Genomic DNA, 16,379 nt, shown 5'->3' on the forward strand with positions numbered 1-16,379 from the left:
AAAATCCTGAAATAAAGTCACTGCCAATTAGCCCATACTCATTTGCGTGAGCTGACTATAGCAAGGACAAAATGAACATCTTTTGGCCGCATTTCTTTGCGGTCGGAGGGTGTTTTTTTGCATAACGGAGATATTTACTTTGGTGATACATTTTGTGTATTATAGATACGAAATGTATCATTCGAAACTGTTATGGAGGGATACGATGCCCGAAGCCAAGGGGAAAATGGAAGATGACAAGCTGCAATTTGTAGATACGCTGAGGGCGCTGGCTATTATTGGAGTTTTACTTGTGCATGTCAGCCAGCATGTAGACGGATTAAACGGATGGTTGCAAAAAGGCTTGAGTATAGGAGCTAAAGGAGTCGCTTTATTTTATATGGCCAGCGCTTTTACACTATTTCTGTCCTTGAGCAGACGTTCAGGTGACAAGAGGGAAAGAACTTCAGCTTACCTGTTGCGTCGTTTTTTTCGAATTGCTCCTTTGTATTACGTGATGTTAGGAATCTATTTGGTTGTGAACGGGACAGGTCCACGATTTTGGCTTGGAGATCAGGAGGGAGTCACTGCCACCAATATCACTGCTCATTTCCTGTTTTTGAATGGTCTGAATCCGTACTGGATCAACAGCATTATTGGTGTGGAATGGTCCATTGCGGTGGAATGTATGTTTTATCTGTTTATCCCCCTATTATTTAAGCTGATCCGATCAGTCCGCCATGCGACCTGGTTTGTTGTGATGGCACTTGTGGTAAGCTTCGGGCTAAATACGGTATTTGTTCAATATCCATGGATTAATGATCACTCTTTATGGGGGCACTATCTGTATTTATGGTTTCCGAATCAATTGCCTGTCTTTGGGCTAGGTATATTGTTGTTTTTCATTTGGAAAGACGAGCGGCATTGGAAAAGTATAGACCGGGTCAGTGGAGGTTGGCTGCTGGTTTCTGTGCTATTTGCGTTTTTTGGAGGCATGACCGATTATCTCATAGGTGTCGGGTTGCTGCTGGGAGCGTATGCTTTGTATCACTGGCAGCCGATCTGGCTACTTAATCGGGTGTGGTCATGGATCGGCCGCCTTAGCTACAGCATGTATTTGACGCATATGCTGGTTCTGGGACTAATCGTACAGGTTAAACTACCTTTTGCTCCCCTAGTCAGCCTCACACTTATGTTTATCATGACGTTGCTATTCACCATCGGACTATCCTGGTTTACCTACTCGTGGATTGAACAGCCCGGCATCCGTTGGGGGAAAAAGCTTATATCACGTATGAAGCCTGTGCTCAAGCAGGGAGATTCGGTCAAAGAAAGTGTTGCCTAAGCTGCAACTTGAAACAGCATCCGATAACATTTGGTTGAAGTGCTTGAATAAATCTATGAAATAATTGAAAAGACCTCTTGAAAAGTAGCTCCCAGCCCTTTATATTCGATGTACATCCAAGTTTTTGAATACACCGATGAGGTTTGTTGGAATTGTAAAGGAGATGCACGCATGCTTTTGAAGCCAATCGGCTTTTTGCTTTTCTCCACGCTTGAGGGAGTAGCTGTTTTTGCGCTGATTTTGAGTATTTTTAAAGTTAAAATGACCCCTTATCTATGGCAGGCCATTTTTGTTAACCTGATTATGAATTTGCAAAGTTATATGCTCCGAGAGGAGTTTTCCTTTTCGTATTTGGTGCCTGTCGTAAATATGCTGCTTTTTATTTTTTTACTTGCTACGGTCGTGAAGATTCCGATTGTGTGGTCCGGTATTATGACGGTTACAGGTTATTTTGCATATGCCGTTGTTCAGTCGGTATTCCTAAAAGTCATGTTCGGCAACCTTCCGGTTTCTGAGCTGCAGGATGGGTCCTTGAAGGGCTATCTGCTACAAGTGGTAAGCGCGGCAGTAGGACTGCTTATTTCATTGATGTTGTATCGAAAAGGGATCGGCTTTTCCCCTAATTTCAAGAAGCTAAAGTTCAAAGAGGAATATGGAATTGTCATCACGCTGATTATCCTGTCGCTCATTTCAACTTCTATTGTGCTCTACTATAACGAGGTATGGTTAAATATGATATTTTTTGCACTGGTTTCGGGATTTTTCATCTATTATGCAATCGGAAAGGAATACCGGGATGATTGAAGCGATGGCTTTCAAACTTGCTAACCAGATCAAACGTACTGTGCCTGATCATCCGGCCTCTGTCGCGGTACTTAAATACGCACTTGCTCTCATTCTGAATGCGTCCATGATCATCGTGTTAACACTATTCGCCTCAATCTTCACGGGGCGGATGGTAGAGGCTGTAATGATTCTCGTCGCTTTCGCCCTGCTGCGCCAAATATCAGGAGGCATTCATTTGAAAACGGGCATGGCATGTGTGTTGGTGACCTCAGCAGCTTTTACTTACATATCCTGCATGGCCTTAAATAGTTGGTGGACAAACCTGTTTACCGGAATAGCTCTCATTCTCGTTTTATGTTTTGCCCCGTCCAGAATTGAAAAGCAGTCGCGCATTCCAGTACAATTTTATCCCCTCTTGCGACTGTTATCCTCCTTGCTTGTATGTACTAATTTTGTAATCGGTTCCTCTGTAGTGGCTATTGCTTTTTTGGTCCAGAGCCTAACATTGATCCGGGGAAGGAGGTGAGTGGAATGATGAGGAAAATGGTATATGGATTAGCTACATCGTTGTCTATGTTTGCAACATTTGCTGTATCAGTGGCGAGTTACGTGTATGTTTATCAAGGGGATACACCCGAGGAACTGCTGAAATAAACAAAATGCCGAAATAGAAAAATGATACATAGAGCTGCTATTAAGCAGCTTCTTTTTATGCAAAAAAATCAGGCGCTCCATTAAAGAGCGCCCGAATGGGAGAGGAGAAACCGGACGAAGAGCTTATGGGGAAACGTAAGTCTTCTCCGCGGTTGTCTACGACATTGGTTGAATGCCGATATCCTAAGGATGCCCAGGGAATGGTTTTTTATACCTGCCTCATCCTAAGTTTTTCAAACGGCGGTGCATGTGGTACGATAGCGTCATAATCTTATATGGTTATGAACACATATAGAAAATAGGTGAGTTTCAGCGTGAGAGTGGTATCGGGTAGTGCCAAAGGAAGGCCGTTAAAGGCAGTTCCCGGCACAGGGACGCGGCCGACCACGGATAAGGTCAAGGAAGCGCTATTTAGCATGATAGGTCCTTATTTTGATGGGGGAGTCGCACTTGATCTGTTTGCTGGCAGTGGTGGCCTGGGTATAGAGGCGCTTAGCCGGGGAATGGACAAGGCTGTTTTTATTGATATGGAATCCAAAAGCATTGATGTCATTAAAGAAAATTTGCGAAAAACTGGATTGGAAGGACAGGCTGAAGTGTTCCGCAATGATGCCGGACGAGCGCTCAAGGTGCTGGCAAAACGTGGAGCTCTTTTTGATGCTGTTTTTCTGGACCCACCCTATCGTCTCAAACACGGAGATGAATTAATGAGCCGTATGGCTGAGTTGAACTTGCTTCGTTCAGATGCAATCATCGTGCTGGAGTATGAATCGGGACATGAATATCCGGAAAGCTTCGGGCCGTTCGAACAGGTCAGAAAAGCAGTTTATGGTGAAACGGCGTTATCTATTTATCATTTTGCAGCCGATGTTTTGTCGGATGTCGTAGAACATACAGAAGCCGGAGGGGTCAAATTCGGCATCAGCGAATCAGACGGGGAGGACCATCATGATTGAGCACAAACCACGTATTGCTGTATATCCGGGAACTTTTGATCCCGTGACGATGGGGCATCAGGATATTATCCAAAGAGCAGCCAGACAGTTTGATCTATTGATTGTCGCGGTTCTTAACAATATTAGTAAAAATCCGCTGTTTTCACTTGAGGAACGAATGGAGTTACTGCGAATGGTAACTCGCGATATCCCGAACGTTGAAGTGGACAGCTTCCGTGATCTGACAGCTAATTATGTACGTCAAAAAGGGGCCCAGGTTATTGTCAGAGGAATTCGGTCGGTGACTGATTTTGAATATGAGCTACAATTAGCCTCTACAAATCATAAGCTGAACCCGGATGCGGAAACGATCTTTATGATGACCAATCCAGCTTATTCATATCTGAGTTCCAGTATGGTGAAGGAAATTGCGCATTTTGATGGCAAGGTTGTAGATCTGGTGGCACCGGAGGTGGAAGACGCACTGCGTGCGAAGGTCAACGCGAATCGTGGCGGCTCCACCATGAAGTCATAAAGGAAAAGGCCAACAGGGTAACTATAATTGTACCTAGCAGTGCAATGGACAGTACGGTTAGTTGCCAGGGGTACATAGATGTTCCTTCAATTTGTGTTAATAAGCCGCTGGCTCCGGCCATGACAGGATGCGTGGCGGATTCATTTACGCTTTCCGCAAAAGAAGACACAGAACTGCGACTGACGTAAGCGGGAGTTGTATTGCTGAAGATGCGGCTAAGCGGGACCCATGTCGCCAAGGTAAGTCCAAAAGCAATGATCCCATGGAGCACTCGTGACAGGGTGAAGGTGATGCCCTTGTCGGAAGGCCTGGTGACGGCGGTAATTTGAAGCCAGCCGCACAGGCCACCCCAGCCCAACACAGCACTGATCAGGGCTGCTTGTGTACGGAGATCAAAGGGCAGACGGCTGATTTCATAGGAACCCAGATGGATTTCCATCCAGGCAGGCCATATGAAAGAAAGCGATCCTTGGCCTGTATATATGGACAGCAGTCGAATCAGTACGGAAAAGAAAATAATGAATCCACCTGTCACCATCAGCGTCTGTACAGCATGGGATACGGTTTCGCCCAACAGTTTTCCGAAACTGCGGCCGTCCCGTTCTCTGGCAGAGCGGGTAGCTTCCCATGCGGATCGGATCAGGGAGGGAGAAGTACGGGAAACTGAGGTGCGCCGGAGGGCAGCTGGTGTTTCCCGTTTTTGCAATTCTTTGGACGGTACAGGTAGTCTGGCTGTGATCCAGCCTGCCAGCAGCCCGGAAATCCAGTGAACGGCAAGTAACATCACACCTGCGGCAGCATTGTGCAGTAGCCCTGTCCCGATGACGAGCAGGATGGTAATCGGATTGCAGAAATGAGCGATAGCGGTTAGACGTCGAAGCTGAAACGCGGTCATATCCTCCTGTTGTGCCCATTGGCGCACTGCTTCCGCAGCAGCCGGGAATCCTGCGGTCAGGCCGAGGGCCAACACCCAGCCGCTTCGCCCGGGTAGACGGAACCAGAATCGCATAAACGGCTCCAGCAGGACACCTAGTCCATGTACTAGACCAAAGGCGATGAGCATTTCGGACAGCATCAAAAAAGGCAACATGGCCGGGAAAATAATACTCCACCATAGCTTAAGGCCTTGAGTAGAGGCTTGAAATACTTTTTCTGGTGAAGCGACAACAGCCAGTACAAGTAAAATGGCTCCAAGGCCAAGCAGTACGGTTGTCCAATAAGGAGCGGAATGGGATTCCTTTTGCATCAAAGAATTCACCTCTCATAAATATACTAAGGAGAGTAGGATGCTGTCTCCAGCGTTTATTCACGTTCGTTGTCTTGGGATAGGTTGTTCGTATACGTTGTCGTAAACAATGTATGCTTTTTCGGAAGGCTTGAGAACAGGTGGCGTAGAGGCACTTGGGTAAGATAGGAGAAGTTAGGCTGCAAGGGGGAGAAGCAATGAAACGAATAAACCGGAAAAGAGCTTTTTTTACAACCGGTTATGTCTTAACGCTGGCTGCAATGGTCTATGTGCTGGTCTATATGCCAACCCCTTATCTGATCTATGGACCAGGTGGGGCAAACGAGATCAAACCGATGGTTAGAGTCCAGGAGGGTGACAGCATCGAACGGGGGACTTTTATGATGACGACGGTATCGGCGCGTTATGCCAATGTTATCATGTTGGGCCTGTCCAAGTTGGACCGCAATTCGGAGATTCAACGCAAAGAGGATCGTCTGCATGGAAGAAGTGAAGACGAATATGCGGCAGAGCAGGTATGGTATATGGGGGATTCCCAATCTTCCGCAATGGAGGCTGCATACACCCGTGCCCATGTCCCCTATCGGATTGTGCCAGATTACGTGTATGTATTTAAGGTCCCGGGCTCGAACAGCGTGTTCAAGCCTGGAGATGAAATATTGGAGCTGAACGGAGTGAGGGTGACCGATAATCGTTTCATTCGGAAGGCTTTGGAGGACGAAAAACCGGGAACAATGGCTAAAGTGAAGCTAAAGCGTGATGGAAAGTTGCTGACCGTGCAAGCTCCCTTAACGACCATCATGGACAGTGAGACGGGCAAGCAACGTTCTGGATTTGGCGTCAGTATTGCCACGGTACAGAAGGTACAGCCGAAGGATGGACGTAAAACGATTCATTTTACATCTACGGATGTTGGCGGTCCTTCGGCAGGTTTGATGTTTACCATGGAAATCTATAACCAACTGACACCAGGTGATCTGAGTAAGGGATATCGTGCAGCCGGTACGGGTACTATTGATAAGGACGGTCAGGTTGGAGCGATTGGTGGTGCAAAGTATAAAATAGTTGCTGCTGACCGTCAGGATGCGGATTTGTTTTTCGTCCCTGCAGATAATTATAAAGAGGCGAAGGCCAAAGCTGAGCAAATTGGAACCCGGATGAAGCTTGTTCCGGTTCGCAAGCTTGGCGATGCGCTGAATTATATGGAAAAGCTGCCCATCAAACCATAATGGGCGGTCGCAAGTAATCAGCATACATGTCGCGGATGGCGGGACGTGGCATCCCGGCTGCGTGTATGGTGGCTGCGGCTGTATCCCAGTCCAGCTGAGGATGTGATCCGGCAGACAGCTTGACCCATACCGGAAGGGTGGCTGTCTGCTTCATGCGTGCCAGCAGCTCGCGTCCAGCCCTGTTAAAGCCGAGCACGCGGATATAGCCCGGACCTTTCGCCAGCTCAGCAGGAGTCATATCGGTTTTGGCATGATTCAGCAAAATATGTGTAAACATCCGCTGAAGCTTCGTACGAGTATAGCGCCTTGTCTTGATAGCGGCGAGCAGGGCCTCCACAGAAGGCTGGGGCAACGTGTACAGCGATTGCCGCAGACGATGCTCCAGCCCTTCGGTGACCTCGTGCAGCTCCGCCAGCTGCTGCGGGCTACGTGTGATCAGAGCGTTCAGCAGCGGCTGGCTGAACGCTTCCCAATGCAGCGGCGCGCGTTCGGCTTGCCACTCGCGCCGCAAAATCTCCAGTGTCGCCGCAGGTATGTACGGCGACGCGGCCTCAGGCCCGCCGTTCAGCAGCAGACGGCGGATGGCCGTGGCGCTGGCGATGACTCCGTCCGTAGGGGCCGCGGCTTCATGGTAGCCCGATCCCGTGCGGGCTACCGTGAAGGGCTTGATTGTGCTGCCCAGCCTTTCCAGCGCAATCAAGTAATGCAGCCCCAACGTATTGTTGGGCTGCTGCATGAGGGCGGCGAGCGCAGCGCCGTCCTCTCCTTCGGCCGCCAGCGCGGCTGCGGCTCCCGCGTAGGCAGCGGGATAGCTCGCGCCGCTGCTTAGGCGCTGCGCGATGCCGGCCTTGAGCTCGGCCGACTCTGCCGCCAGCACGCGGGCCAGCGCGCGCAGCGGGGTGATGTCTCCGCTCTCGCTACCGAAGCAGAGCGCATCGACGATGCCCGTCGCATGGAGCAGGGCGACCGCTCCGCGGGCAAACCATTCTGCAGGCTGGACGGCATAGGCCACAGGCAGCTCCAGAACCAGGTCCACACCCATGGCGAGTGCCATTTCGGTGCGGGACCATTTGTCTGTAATCGCGGGTTCACCCCGCTGAAGGAAAGGGCCACTCATCACAGCCACTGTGCGCTGTGCACCAGTGATGCGAAGAGACTCCTCCCAGTGATGGACATGTCCGTTATGCAGAGGATTGTACTCTACAATCATACCGAGTGTTTTCAAGACCGTATGTCGGCTCCTTTCTTAAAGTAACTTATTGGGTAACTATTTTGATAATAATGGTTAAGTACCCGTGAATGATTGTTTTCAGGGCAGCTATACTGTTTTTCATCGTCGGCATGAACAAGACCATTGAGACCTGGACGAAAAAGCTTTATACTCGCATTATTGTACACGAAGAGTGGCGGGGGTACGAATACTCATCGGTACATGTTTAGCACAATGCATTTTTGCTTCTGCATAAAACTTGTCGAACCATTGGAAAACCGGTGGATTTGTGAGTGGTGTAAAGTGAAAGGTGTTGACAAACGACTCGATCAGTCGGTATAATAATTTTTGTTTGTTTGGAGTGATAGTGATGCAACTATTTTTTCGCAAAGTAGCAACAAGTGACGGTCCTTTTCCTATCCGTGAATCTCTTAATGTGAGTGAATTGGTGGATGATCGTGCTGATGTTACGGCCGTTTCCCCGCTGGAGACCGACTTGGTCGCCGTTAGTCTGGGTCAAGGCTTGATGAGCGTAGAAGGCACGTTGACCGCAGGTCTGGACATGCTATGCTCACGCTGTTTAAGCCCGATGCACGAGGATTTAAAGATTGAATTCCGTGAACGGTTCAAGCAAACCTCTTCGAGTGTTGAAGAGGAGGATGAAGATGGCGATTTTATCGCAGTGACGGAGGACTCCTTCGACATTGCACCGTATTGTGAAGAACTGTTTGTACTGCATGTGCCGTTTGCGCCTTTGTGCAGTGAGGATTGTCAGGGAATCGCACCAAAGACCGGACAAAACTGGAGTATTGGCTCCGATGACAGTAACGATGGCGATACGGAAAAGATTGATCCGCGTCTGGCAGGGCTTAAGGATTTTTTTAAATGAGAATTGAGTTCAATTCTGAAAAATCATCATCCGCTTGTGCCGGAGAGTTACTGAACCGATGCGTGGATGTTGCAGGCTTGATTCACCGGCTGTAAGATAATTGCTTCTGGCATTTTCTTTCAGTCTTGAATGAGATAAGAAGTCATACCCGCTATGCGGGGGTGATCTGGTTAAGGAGGTGGGAATAATGGCAGTACCTCAACGGAGAACATCCAAAACTCGTCGCGACAAACGTCGTACTCACTTTAAACTGGCAGTACCAGGTATGGTGAAATGCTCCGAATGCGGCGAATTGAAACTTGCTCACCATGTGTGCAAAGTTTGCGGAACGTACAAAGCTAGAGAGATCATCTCTCAATAATGTCCGATAAGCGGATTCTTTGGAATCTTCGCAGGAAGAGTAGCGCTTCACTTCAGTGAGGCGCTACTTTTTTTTGTCTGCATGCTTCCTTTTTACGTCAGCATGCTATATACTGTTTTAGTACCAGGTTCTAAGAAAGAAGGGCCGAAGAGGTTCCTTTATACATACAAGAAGACAAATCGGCTTGAAGTTTCGCCGTTAGAAAGTGAAGTAAAGTAACCCGAACTGTCGTCTGAACGACAGTTTATTGTAGGGAAAGGAGGCGTCACTGACATCGAACGTTTGCCGAAGAGACAGAGACAGCAGCGGCTGACTCAATTAATTGATGATAATCCGTTCGTAACGGATCAGGAATTGACAAGACAGCTGAAGGTAAGTATTCAGACTATTCGGCTGGACCGGATGGAACTGGGAATCCCAGAATTGCGGGAACGGCTAAAGCTGATGGCTGAGCGCTCCTACGACCAGGTTCGTTCCTTGCCTTTGCATGAAGTGATCGGGGATATCGTTGATCTACAGTTGGATCGAAGCGGTATTTCGATTTTTGAGATTAAAGAGGAACATATTTTTTCGCGTACTGGCATTGCGCGGGGGCATTATGTATTTGCTCAGGCCAATTCATTGGCCGTTGCCGTGATTAATGATGAGATAGCATTGACTGCATCAGCGGATATACGCTTTGTCCGCCCGGTTCATTTAGGTGAGAAGTGCATTGCCAAGGCATATGTACGCTCAAATCCAGAACAAAAAGGGAAGGCTAAAGTGGAAGTCTTTGCCTACGTAGGAGAAGAAATGGTGTTCCAAGGCAACTTTGTCATTTATCGCTCCACGGAGGAAGAGTATAGCGAAGGAGGAAGTCAGCATGCGGATCGCCATTGATGCCATGGGGGGAGATAATGCTCCTGAGGCGACAGTAGAGGGCGCGCTATCTGCGGCAGCGGAATGGAAGGATACGGACATTACGCTGGTTGGTGACCTGGAACGAATTGAATCGGTTCTGAACGGTAGGGCGTTGCCGACGAACCTCAGCATTCGCCATGCATCCGAAATGATAGATGCGCAGGACGAGCCTGTAAAGGCAGTGCGCCGTAAAAAGGATGCCTCGATGGTCGTAGCTGGTCGAATGGTCAGAGAAGGCGAAGCGGATGCCATGATATCCGCAGGTAATACAGGCGCGCTAATGACCACAGGGTTGCTGGTGGTTGGAAGAATGGAGGGCATTGAACGTCCGGCTCTCGCGCCGATGATACCAACGATAGATGATCAGGGTATTCTAGCGCTGGACCTGGGAGCCAATATGGATGCCAAGCCTGAGCATCTTGCCCAGTATGCACTGATGGGGAGCTTGTATCGTCAGAAAGTTCACGGTGTGTCTTCTCCAAGGGTGGGTCTGCTGAATGTGGGGACCGAAGCTGGGAAGGGCAATGAACTGACGAAGTTGGCATATCCACTTATTGAGCAGTTACCTGTCAATTTTGTGGGTAATGTTGAATCGAGAGATGTGTTAACCGGGAATTGCGATGTACTGGTGTGCGATGGATTTGCTGGAAATATCATGCTAAAATCGCTAGAGGGTACAGCCGGAGCCATATTTTCTCTCTTAAAAGAGCAATTCACCAAATCCTTGAAGACCAAGCTTGCGGCAGCCTTGATTATGCCTGAGCTTCGCAGTCTGAAAGGTAAATTGGATTATAAAGAGCATGGCGGGGCTCCTTTGCTGGGTTTGAGTGGACTCGTCCTGAAAAGTCACGGTTCGTCTGACGGCGTTGCCGTCAAAAATGCGGTAAGGCAGGCTCGTACGGCCTTGCAAAACCGATTGGTAGAAAGTATATCCAAGGAAATCAGCAGGAAGTGAGTGACGATATGAATAAATTACGGCCGGTTGGTGTTATCGGAACAGGGAAATACGTACCTGAGAAAATTCTGACCAATAAAGATTTGGAAGCAATCGTAGAAACAAGTGATGAATGGATTGTCAGCCGTACAGGGATTCAGGAGCGCCATATTGCGGCTCCAGAGCAGGCTACATCTGATTTAGCTTATGAAGCAGCAATTAAGGCGTTGGAGTCCGCGGGTATGACGGCACAGGATCTGGATTTAATTATTGTAGCTACGGTTACACCGGATATGGCGTTTCCGTCAACTGCCTGCATTCTTCAGGACAAATTGGGAGCCAAAGGCGCAGCAGCTTTCGATTTGTCTGCGGCATGCTCGGGTTTTGTATACGGACTGGCTACGGCAACAAGCTTCATTAAGACAGGTATCTATAATAATGCATTAATCATTGGGGCAGACTGTCTTTCTCGGATTACAGATTATACCGACCGCAATACCTGTGTTCTATTCGGAGATGGTGCAGGAGCTGTAGTGATTGGCGAAGTGCCTGAAGGTAGAGGATTCCAATCCTTTGATCTCGGGGCTGAGGGTGCCGGAGGCAGCTTACTCAAGTTGGAAGCAGGAGGCTCGCGTTTGCCTGCGAGTGCAGACACACTGGAAAATAAACAGCACTATATTTACATGAACGGACGCGAAGTGTTCAAGTTCGCGGTTCGTGTTATGGGAACGGCAACGGTCGATGTGTTGGAAAAAGCAGGGCTGTCCAAAGATGATATTGATCTGTTCGTTCCGCATCAAGCCAATGTTCGCATCATCCAATCGGCGATGCAACGTCTGGATTTACCAGAGGAAAAGGTAGTTGTTAATGTTCATAAATATGCGAATACATCGGCAGCATCAATCCCTCTCGCTCTTGTGGAAGCAGCTGAGGAAGGCCGCATGAAGGAAGGCGACCGTGTATTAATGGTGGGCTTTGGCGGTGGCTTGACCTGGGGAGCGTCGGTTCTTGTCTGGTAATAAGATGGAAGTTTTGATATAATATTGAATTTGTGTAGTGTTTTACAGGACAAGCATTGGATACAGAGAGGTGCATACACGATGGGCAAAACGGCATTTATATTTCCCGGTCAGGGTTCACAAGCTGTAGGTATGGCTAAAGATGCTTATGAAGCAGTTCCAGCTGCAACAGAAGTATTTCGCCAAGCGGACGAACGGTTAGGGTTCGCACTAAGCACACTGATTTTTGAAGGGCCGGACACAGCTTTGAAGCAAACATCCAATACGCAGCCTGCACTGTTAACGGCGAGCATTGCGTTGTATGAAGCGTTCAAGGAAGAAATGGGCATTCATCCCGATTATGTGGCTGGACACAGTCTAGGAGAATACAGCGCGCTAGTCGCTTCCGGTGTTCTCGCATTTGAGGATGCGGTTGAAATCGTTCGTACACGTGGCGAGTTCATGGAGCAGGCCATTCCTGATGGGCAAGGCGGGATGGCTGCTGTGTTGGGAGCTGATCGTGAAGCATTGGCAGCATTGTGCCGTGATATTACGGAGTCTGGTCAACTGGTCGAACTAGCCAACATCAATTGTCCTGGACAAATTGTTGTATCTGGTACGAAGGAGGGCGTAGCTGCTGTCGCTGAACGTGTGAAGGAAGCAGGAGGCAAGCGCGCTATTACTCTGGAGGTTAGCGGTCCTTTCCACTCGTCATTGATGAAGGAAGCAGCGACCAAGCTCTCCGGCAAGTTGGAGGCTGTAACTTTCTCCAAAGCTCAGGTTCCGGTTGTTGCTAATGTAACAGCTAAACCTGTACGTGAGGGGAGCGAAATTCGCCAACTGTTGGTGGATCAGGTCTATTCTCCGGTACTGTGGGAAGACAGTGTAGCATGGCTACTAGAACAAGGTGTTGACACCTTTGTTGAGTTTGGACCGGGAAGTGTATTGACTGGACTGGTTAAAAAAATCGACAAAACGGTTAAGCTGTATAATATAAGCAGCCTGGAGTCGTTTGCTTCTGTAACGGAAGCCTTGGAGGCCCGTTAAAAGTATAATCATTGCCTTAACGGGTTATATACTTGCAAGGGGGGACTATGATGTCTAAGCCATTGAGTGGAAAAACGGCGCTCGTTACGGGAGCGTCGCGCGGAATTGGCCGTAGTATTGCGCTGGCGCTGGCTGAAGCAGGTGCTAATGTGGCGGTAAACTATGCTGGTAGTGAAGCGGCTGCGACTGAGGTAGCAGAGCAGATTCGTGCCAAAGGTGTAGAGGCTATTACAGTTCAGGCAAATGTCGGTCGCGCTGACGAAGCAGATCAGTTGATCAAGGATGTGATTGGCGCTTGGGGCAAGATTGACATCCTGGTGAATAATGCCGGCATAACAAGAGATAATTTAATCATGCGCATGAAGGAAGAGGAATTCGATCAGGTGATCGAAACGAATCTGAAGGGTGTGTTTAATTGTCTTAAGTCGGCAACACGTCCAATGATGAAGCAGCGTTCTGGCCGAATTATCAATATCTCCTCCGTGGTTGGTGTACTTGGCAACGCAGGACAAGCCAACTACGTTGCTGCTAAAGCAGGGGTAATTGGTCTTACCAAATCCTCTGCTCGAGAGCTTGCTTCGAGAGGTATTACAGTGAACTGTGTGGCTCCTGGATTCATCGATACTGAGATGACGCAGGTGCTGGCTGATGATTTGCGTGACAATATGCTGAGCGGTATTCCGCTGGCCCGTCTTGGACGGCCTGAGGAAATTGCTGACGTGGTGCTGTTCTTGGCCTCGGATGCTTCCTCATATATGACGGGCCAGACTTTGCATGTGGATGGCGGCATGTATATGTAGTAGCATGTTGCCAATCCGCATGCCCCGATGAAGAGTTGTCAATGAAAACTCTCTTCTATGGCATTTTAATTGTAATTTTCGTATAATACCTAAGAGGAGGTGAGCCGGATGTCCGATGTATTGGAGCGCGTAAAACGCATTGTCGTTGACCGTTTGGGAGCCGACGAAGCCGAAGTTACACTTGAAGCATCTTTTAAAGATGATTTAGGCGCTGATTCTCTCGATGTAGTTGAATTGGTAATGGAATTGGAAGATGAGTTTGATATGGAAATCTCTGATGAAGATGCAGAGAAAATTACAACTGTAGGTGAAGTTGTGAAGTACATACAATCTCATACCTAATTCATGTCATCAAAAGTCCCGTTCTGTTACAGGCGGGACTTTCTCCTAATTATACAGATTGAACTAAAGACGGAATTGCCGCGTGTTTTTGAGTCTGGCTCAGCTTCACTTAGTCAAAGGCTGAGGAGTATGCGGCATTACTAACTTTAGTTGATTCTATATTATTTTTACGCACAAGAGAGTGCGGTCTTAAAATACAATATGCAGTAGACATAGAGGTGATTATCTTTGAAACAACGTGTTGTCATAACAGGAATGGGTGTAATCACTTCGCTGGGACAGGATTTGAACACACTATGGGATAATCTGATGGCTGGAAAATCCGGCGTCAGTGAAATCGAAGCTTTCGATACAAGTGAGTACACTACGAAAATAGCCGCTTCCATTAAAGATTTTAATCCAGAGGATTATATTGAACGTAAGGATGCGCGTAAAATGGACCGCTTTGTGCAGTTTGCGGTTGCTGCTAGTAAATTGGCGCTTGAGGACAGCGGACTTGTAATCGGAGAAAATGCGGATGCTGAGCGTGTTGGTGTATCTGTCGGTTCCGGTATTGGTGGATTGGGAACTTGGGAGGATCAGCACAACGCACTGATTGAAAAAGGACCTAAACGCGTAAGCCCTTTCTTCATCCCGATGATGATTGCTAATATGGGTTCCGGTCAAGTGTCAATTTCACTCGGTGCTAAAGGCCCCAATACATCACCGGTTACGGCTTGTGCCACGGGCAGTCATGCTATTGGTGATTCCTTCCGCATGATTCAGCGTGGTGACGCAGACGCCATGATTTGCGGAGGAGCTGAGGCGACTATTCGTCCGATTGGTATGGCTGGATTTTGTTCCATGCGAGCAATGTCCACGCGTAACGACGAGCCTGAAAAGGCAAGCCGTCCTTTTGATACCGAAAGAGACGGGTTTGTTATGGGCGAAGGCTCTGGTGTTCTTATTCTAGAATCGTTGGATCATGCTTTGAAGCGTGGTGCGCGTATTTACGGTGAAGTGATTGGCTACGGTCTTTCTGGCGATGCCCATCATATGACGGAGCCTGATCCAGAGGGAGCAGCACGCTGCATTAGAATGGCGATCCGTGATGCTGGATTGAATCCTGAAGAGATTGATTATATCAATGCACATGGTACATCTACGCCAGTCGGTGATAAATCCGAAACGGAAGCAGTCAAGAAAACGCTGGGAGAGCATGCCTATAAGGTAGCGATCAGCTCAACTAAGTCGATGACAGGGCATTTATTGGGTGCAGCGGGCGGCGTTGAAGCCGTGATCTGTGGTCTCGCCCTTCAGCATCAGACGATTCCGCCAACGATTAATTTGGATAATCAAGACCCGGCATGCGATCTTGATTATGTACCTAATAAGCCGAGAAAAGCGGAACTGAATGTGGTTATGTCCAATTCCTTTGGTTTTGGCGGTCACAATGCTACGGTTATTCTAAAAAAATATGAAGCATAAGGGGTCAGTTCGTTGAGTGGAGACTTGAAGCAATTACAGCAGAAACTTCATATTCAATTCAACAATCGGCAGCTTCTGAAGCAGGCCTTTACGCACGCTTCCTACGTAAACGAACATCGGTTCAGTCAGCATGCAGACAATGAGCGTCTTGAATTTTTAGGTGACGCTGTTCTGGAACTGACGGTGTCCGAGCAATTGTACAATCAGTACCCTAATCGACCCGAAGGCGAACTCACCAAGCTACGTGCAGCTATTGTCTGTGAGCCTTCTCTGGTGAAGTTTGCTGTCGGGCTTGAGTTTGGGCAATATGTACTGCTTGGAAAAGGTGAAGAGTTGACAGGTGGACGTACTCGTCCGGCTCTGTTGGCTGATGTATTCGAAGCGTTCGTAGGTGCGCTTTATTTGGATCAGGGTCTGGAGGCCGTCCGGTCGTTTCTGGAACGTTATATTTTTCCTCAAATTGTATTAAACGGTAAGCTTCAGATGAGTGATTTCAAAACAGAGCTTCAGGAACTGACGCAGCATCATAACATGGGGATGCTTGAATACAAGATTGTAGAGGAGCGCGGACCAGCCCATGAGCGCGAGTTTGTAGCTGAGGTATATATGGACAGCGAACGGCTAGGGGCAGGTACGGGACGCTCCAAAAAAGAAGCTGAGCAGCAAGCGGCGGCAGTAGCTTTAAACCGTTTGAAGCTGGCAGAATCGTAATCGGTACCTGA

The 16,379-nt window shown here is 48.3% G+C and carries 19 protein-coding genes; 17 read left to right on the forward strand and 2 right to left on the reverse strand.

What is annotated here, in order from left to right; genetic code table 11:
- The first annotated feature begins 205 nt into the window (after nucleotides 1-205).
- The 6 genes from NSQ58_RS23340 to coaD all read left to right on the forward strand — a co-directional run bounded on the left by NSQ58_RS23340 (nucleotide 206) and on the right by coaD (nucleotide 4,234).
- Entirely contained in the window at nucleotides 206-1,324 is a 1,119-nt protein-coding gene (locus NSQ58_RS23340; protein ID WP_069080955.1) for an acyltransferase family protein, read from the forward strand.
- Nucleotides 1,325-1,495: 171 nt separating this feature from the next.
- A complete protein-coding gene (locus NSQ58_RS23345) occupies nucleotides 1,496-2,128 on the forward strand; it encodes a hypothetical protein (RefSeq protein WP_023988153.1) in 633 nt (210 codons plus the stop codon).
- Nucleotides 2,121-2,636: an accessory gene regulator ArgB-like protein gene (locus tag NSQ58_RS23350; protein WP_023988154.1), complete on the forward strand. Its 516-nt coding sequence runs from the start codon at nucleotides 2,121-2,123 to the stop codon at nucleotides 2,634-2,636. The genes NSQ58_RS23345 and NSQ58_RS23350 overlap by 8 nt, the downstream gene beginning before the upstream one ends.
- A gap of 5 nt (nucleotides 2,637-2,641) precedes the next feature.
- Nucleotides 2,642-2,764: a cyclic lactone autoinducer peptide gene (locus NSQ58_RS23355; protein WP_023988155.1), complete on the forward strand. Its 123-nt coding sequence runs from the start codon at nucleotides 2,642-2,644 to the stop codon at nucleotides 2,762-2,764.
- 314 nt (nucleotides 2,765-3,078) lie between these two features.
- Nucleotides 3,079-3,720 carry a 16S rRNA (guanine(966)-N(2))-methyltransferase RsmD gene (gene rsmD / locus NSQ58_RS23360; RefSeq protein ID WP_028542741.1) on the forward strand — a complete coding sequence of 214 codons (642 nt, stop codon included), beginning with the start codon at nucleotides 3,079-3,081 and terminating at the stop codon, nucleotides 3,718-3,720.
- A complete protein-coding gene (gene coaD / locus NSQ58_RS23365) occupies nucleotides 3,713-4,234 on the forward strand; it encodes a pantetheine-phosphate adenylyltransferase (RefSeq protein WP_069080954.1) in 522 nt (173 codons plus the stop codon). The genes rsmD and coaD overlap by 8 nt, the downstream gene beginning before the upstream one ends.
- Here coaD and NSQ58_RS23370 read toward each other — a convergent pair.
- Nucleotides 4,197-5,480, reverse strand: a complete 1,284-nt coding sequence (locus tag NSQ58_RS23370) for a nucleoside recognition protein (RefSeq protein WP_069080953.1) — start codon at nucleotides 5,478-5,480, stop codon at nucleotides 4,197-4,199. The two genes, coaD and NSQ58_RS23370, sit on opposite strands and share 38 nt — an antisense overlap.
- Before the next feature lie 197 nt (nucleotides 5,481-5,677).
- Here NSQ58_RS23370 and NSQ58_RS23375 point away from each other — a divergent pair, with 197 nt between their 5' ends.
- The gene (locus NSQ58_RS23375; protein WP_069080952.1) at nucleotides 5,678-6,709 is read left to right on the forward strand and encodes a YlbL family protein; all 1,032 of its coding nucleotides are present in this window, start codon (nucleotides 5,678-5,680) and stop codon (nucleotides 6,707-6,709) included.
- Here NSQ58_RS23375 and NSQ58_RS23380 read toward each other — a convergent pair.
- Entirely contained in the window at nucleotides 6,699-7,934 is a 1,236-nt protein-coding gene (locus NSQ58_RS23380; RefSeq protein ID WP_341058306.1) for a nucleotidyltransferase, read from the reverse strand. The two genes, NSQ58_RS23375 and NSQ58_RS23380, sit on opposite strands and share 11 nt — an antisense overlap.
- A 355-nt stretch (nucleotides 7,935-8,289) precedes the next feature.
- On the opposite strand from NSQ58_RS23380, the gene NSQ58_RS23385 reads away from it, so the two are divergent.
- The 10 genes from NSQ58_RS23385 (at nucleotide 8,290) to rnc (ending at nucleotide 16,368) form a co-directional block, all read left to right on the forward strand.
- Nucleotides 8,290-8,808, forward strand: coding sequence for a YceD family protein (locus tag NSQ58_RS23385; RefSeq protein ID WP_023988160.1), 519 nt, complete (start codon nucleotides 8,290-8,292; stop codon nucleotides 8,806-8,808).
- 187 nt (nucleotides 8,809-8,995) lie between these two features.
- The gene (rpmF, locus tag NSQ58_RS23390) at nucleotides 8,996-9,169 is read left to right on the forward strand and encodes a 50S ribosomal protein L32 (RefSeq protein WP_007429979.1); all 174 of its coding nucleotides are present in this window, start codon (nucleotides 8,996-8,998) and stop codon (nucleotides 9,167-9,169) included.
- Between the two features lie 282 nt (nucleotides 9,170-9,451).
- Nucleotides 9,452-10,048 (forward strand): transcription factor FapR, encoded by a 597-nt coding sequence (gene fapR, locus NSQ58_RS23395; protein WP_007429980.1) that lies wholly within the window; start codon nucleotides 9,452-9,454, stop codon nucleotides 10,046-10,048.
- On the forward strand, nucleotides 10,032-11,024 hold the full coding sequence (plsX, locus tag NSQ58_RS23400; RefSeq protein ID WP_023988161.1) for a phosphate acyltransferase PlsX: 993 nt from the start codon (nucleotides 10,032-10,034) through the stop codon (nucleotides 11,022-11,024). The genes fapR and plsX overlap by 17 nt, the downstream gene beginning before the upstream one ends.
- An 8-nt stretch (nucleotides 11,025-11,032) precedes the next feature.
- Nucleotides 11,033-12,022, forward strand: coding sequence for a beta-ketoacyl-ACP synthase III (locus tag NSQ58_RS23405; protein ID WP_023988162.1), 990 nt, complete (start codon nucleotides 11,033-11,035; stop codon nucleotides 12,020-12,022).
- Nucleotides 12,023-12,103: 81 nt separating this feature from the next.
- The gene (fabD, locus tag NSQ58_RS23410) at nucleotides 12,104-13,048 is read left to right on the forward strand and encodes an ACP S-malonyltransferase (protein ID WP_341058308.1); all 945 of its coding nucleotides are present in this window, start codon (nucleotides 12,104-12,106) and stop codon (nucleotides 13,046-13,048) included.
- 50 nt (nucleotides 13,049-13,098) lie between these two features.
- Nucleotides 13,099-13,848: a 3-oxoacyl-[acyl-carrier-protein] reductase gene (gene fabG / locus NSQ58_RS23415; RefSeq protein WP_023988164.1), complete on the forward strand. Its 750-nt coding sequence runs from the start codon at nucleotides 13,099-13,101 to the stop codon at nucleotides 13,846-13,848.
- Between the two features lie 108 nt (nucleotides 13,849-13,956).
- Nucleotides 13,957-14,190 (forward strand): acyl carrier protein, encoded by a 234-nt coding sequence (locus tag NSQ58_RS23420; protein ID WP_007429985.1) that lies wholly within the window; start codon nucleotides 13,957-13,959, stop codon nucleotides 14,188-14,190.
- Between the two features lie 228 nt (nucleotides 14,191-14,418).
- A complete protein-coding gene (gene fabF, locus NSQ58_RS23425; protein ID WP_023988165.1) occupies nucleotides 14,419-15,657 on the forward strand; it encodes a beta-ketoacyl-ACP synthase II in 1,239 nt (412 codons plus the stop codon).
- A 12-nt stretch (nucleotides 15,658-15,669) separates the two neighbouring features.
- Nucleotides 15,670-16,368: a ribonuclease III gene (gene rnc, locus NSQ58_RS23430; RefSeq protein ID WP_013309856.1), complete on the forward strand. Its 699-nt coding sequence runs from the start codon at nucleotides 15,670-15,672 to the stop codon at nucleotides 16,366-16,368.
- Nucleotides 16,369-16,379 lie beyond the last annotated feature (11 nt).

Origin of the sequence: Paenibacillus sp. FSL M7-0134 (genome assembly GCF_038007865.1) — a bacterium.
GTDB lineage: Bacteria > Bacillota > Bacilli > Paenibacillales > Paenibacillaceae > Paenibacillus > Paenibacillus polymyxa_B.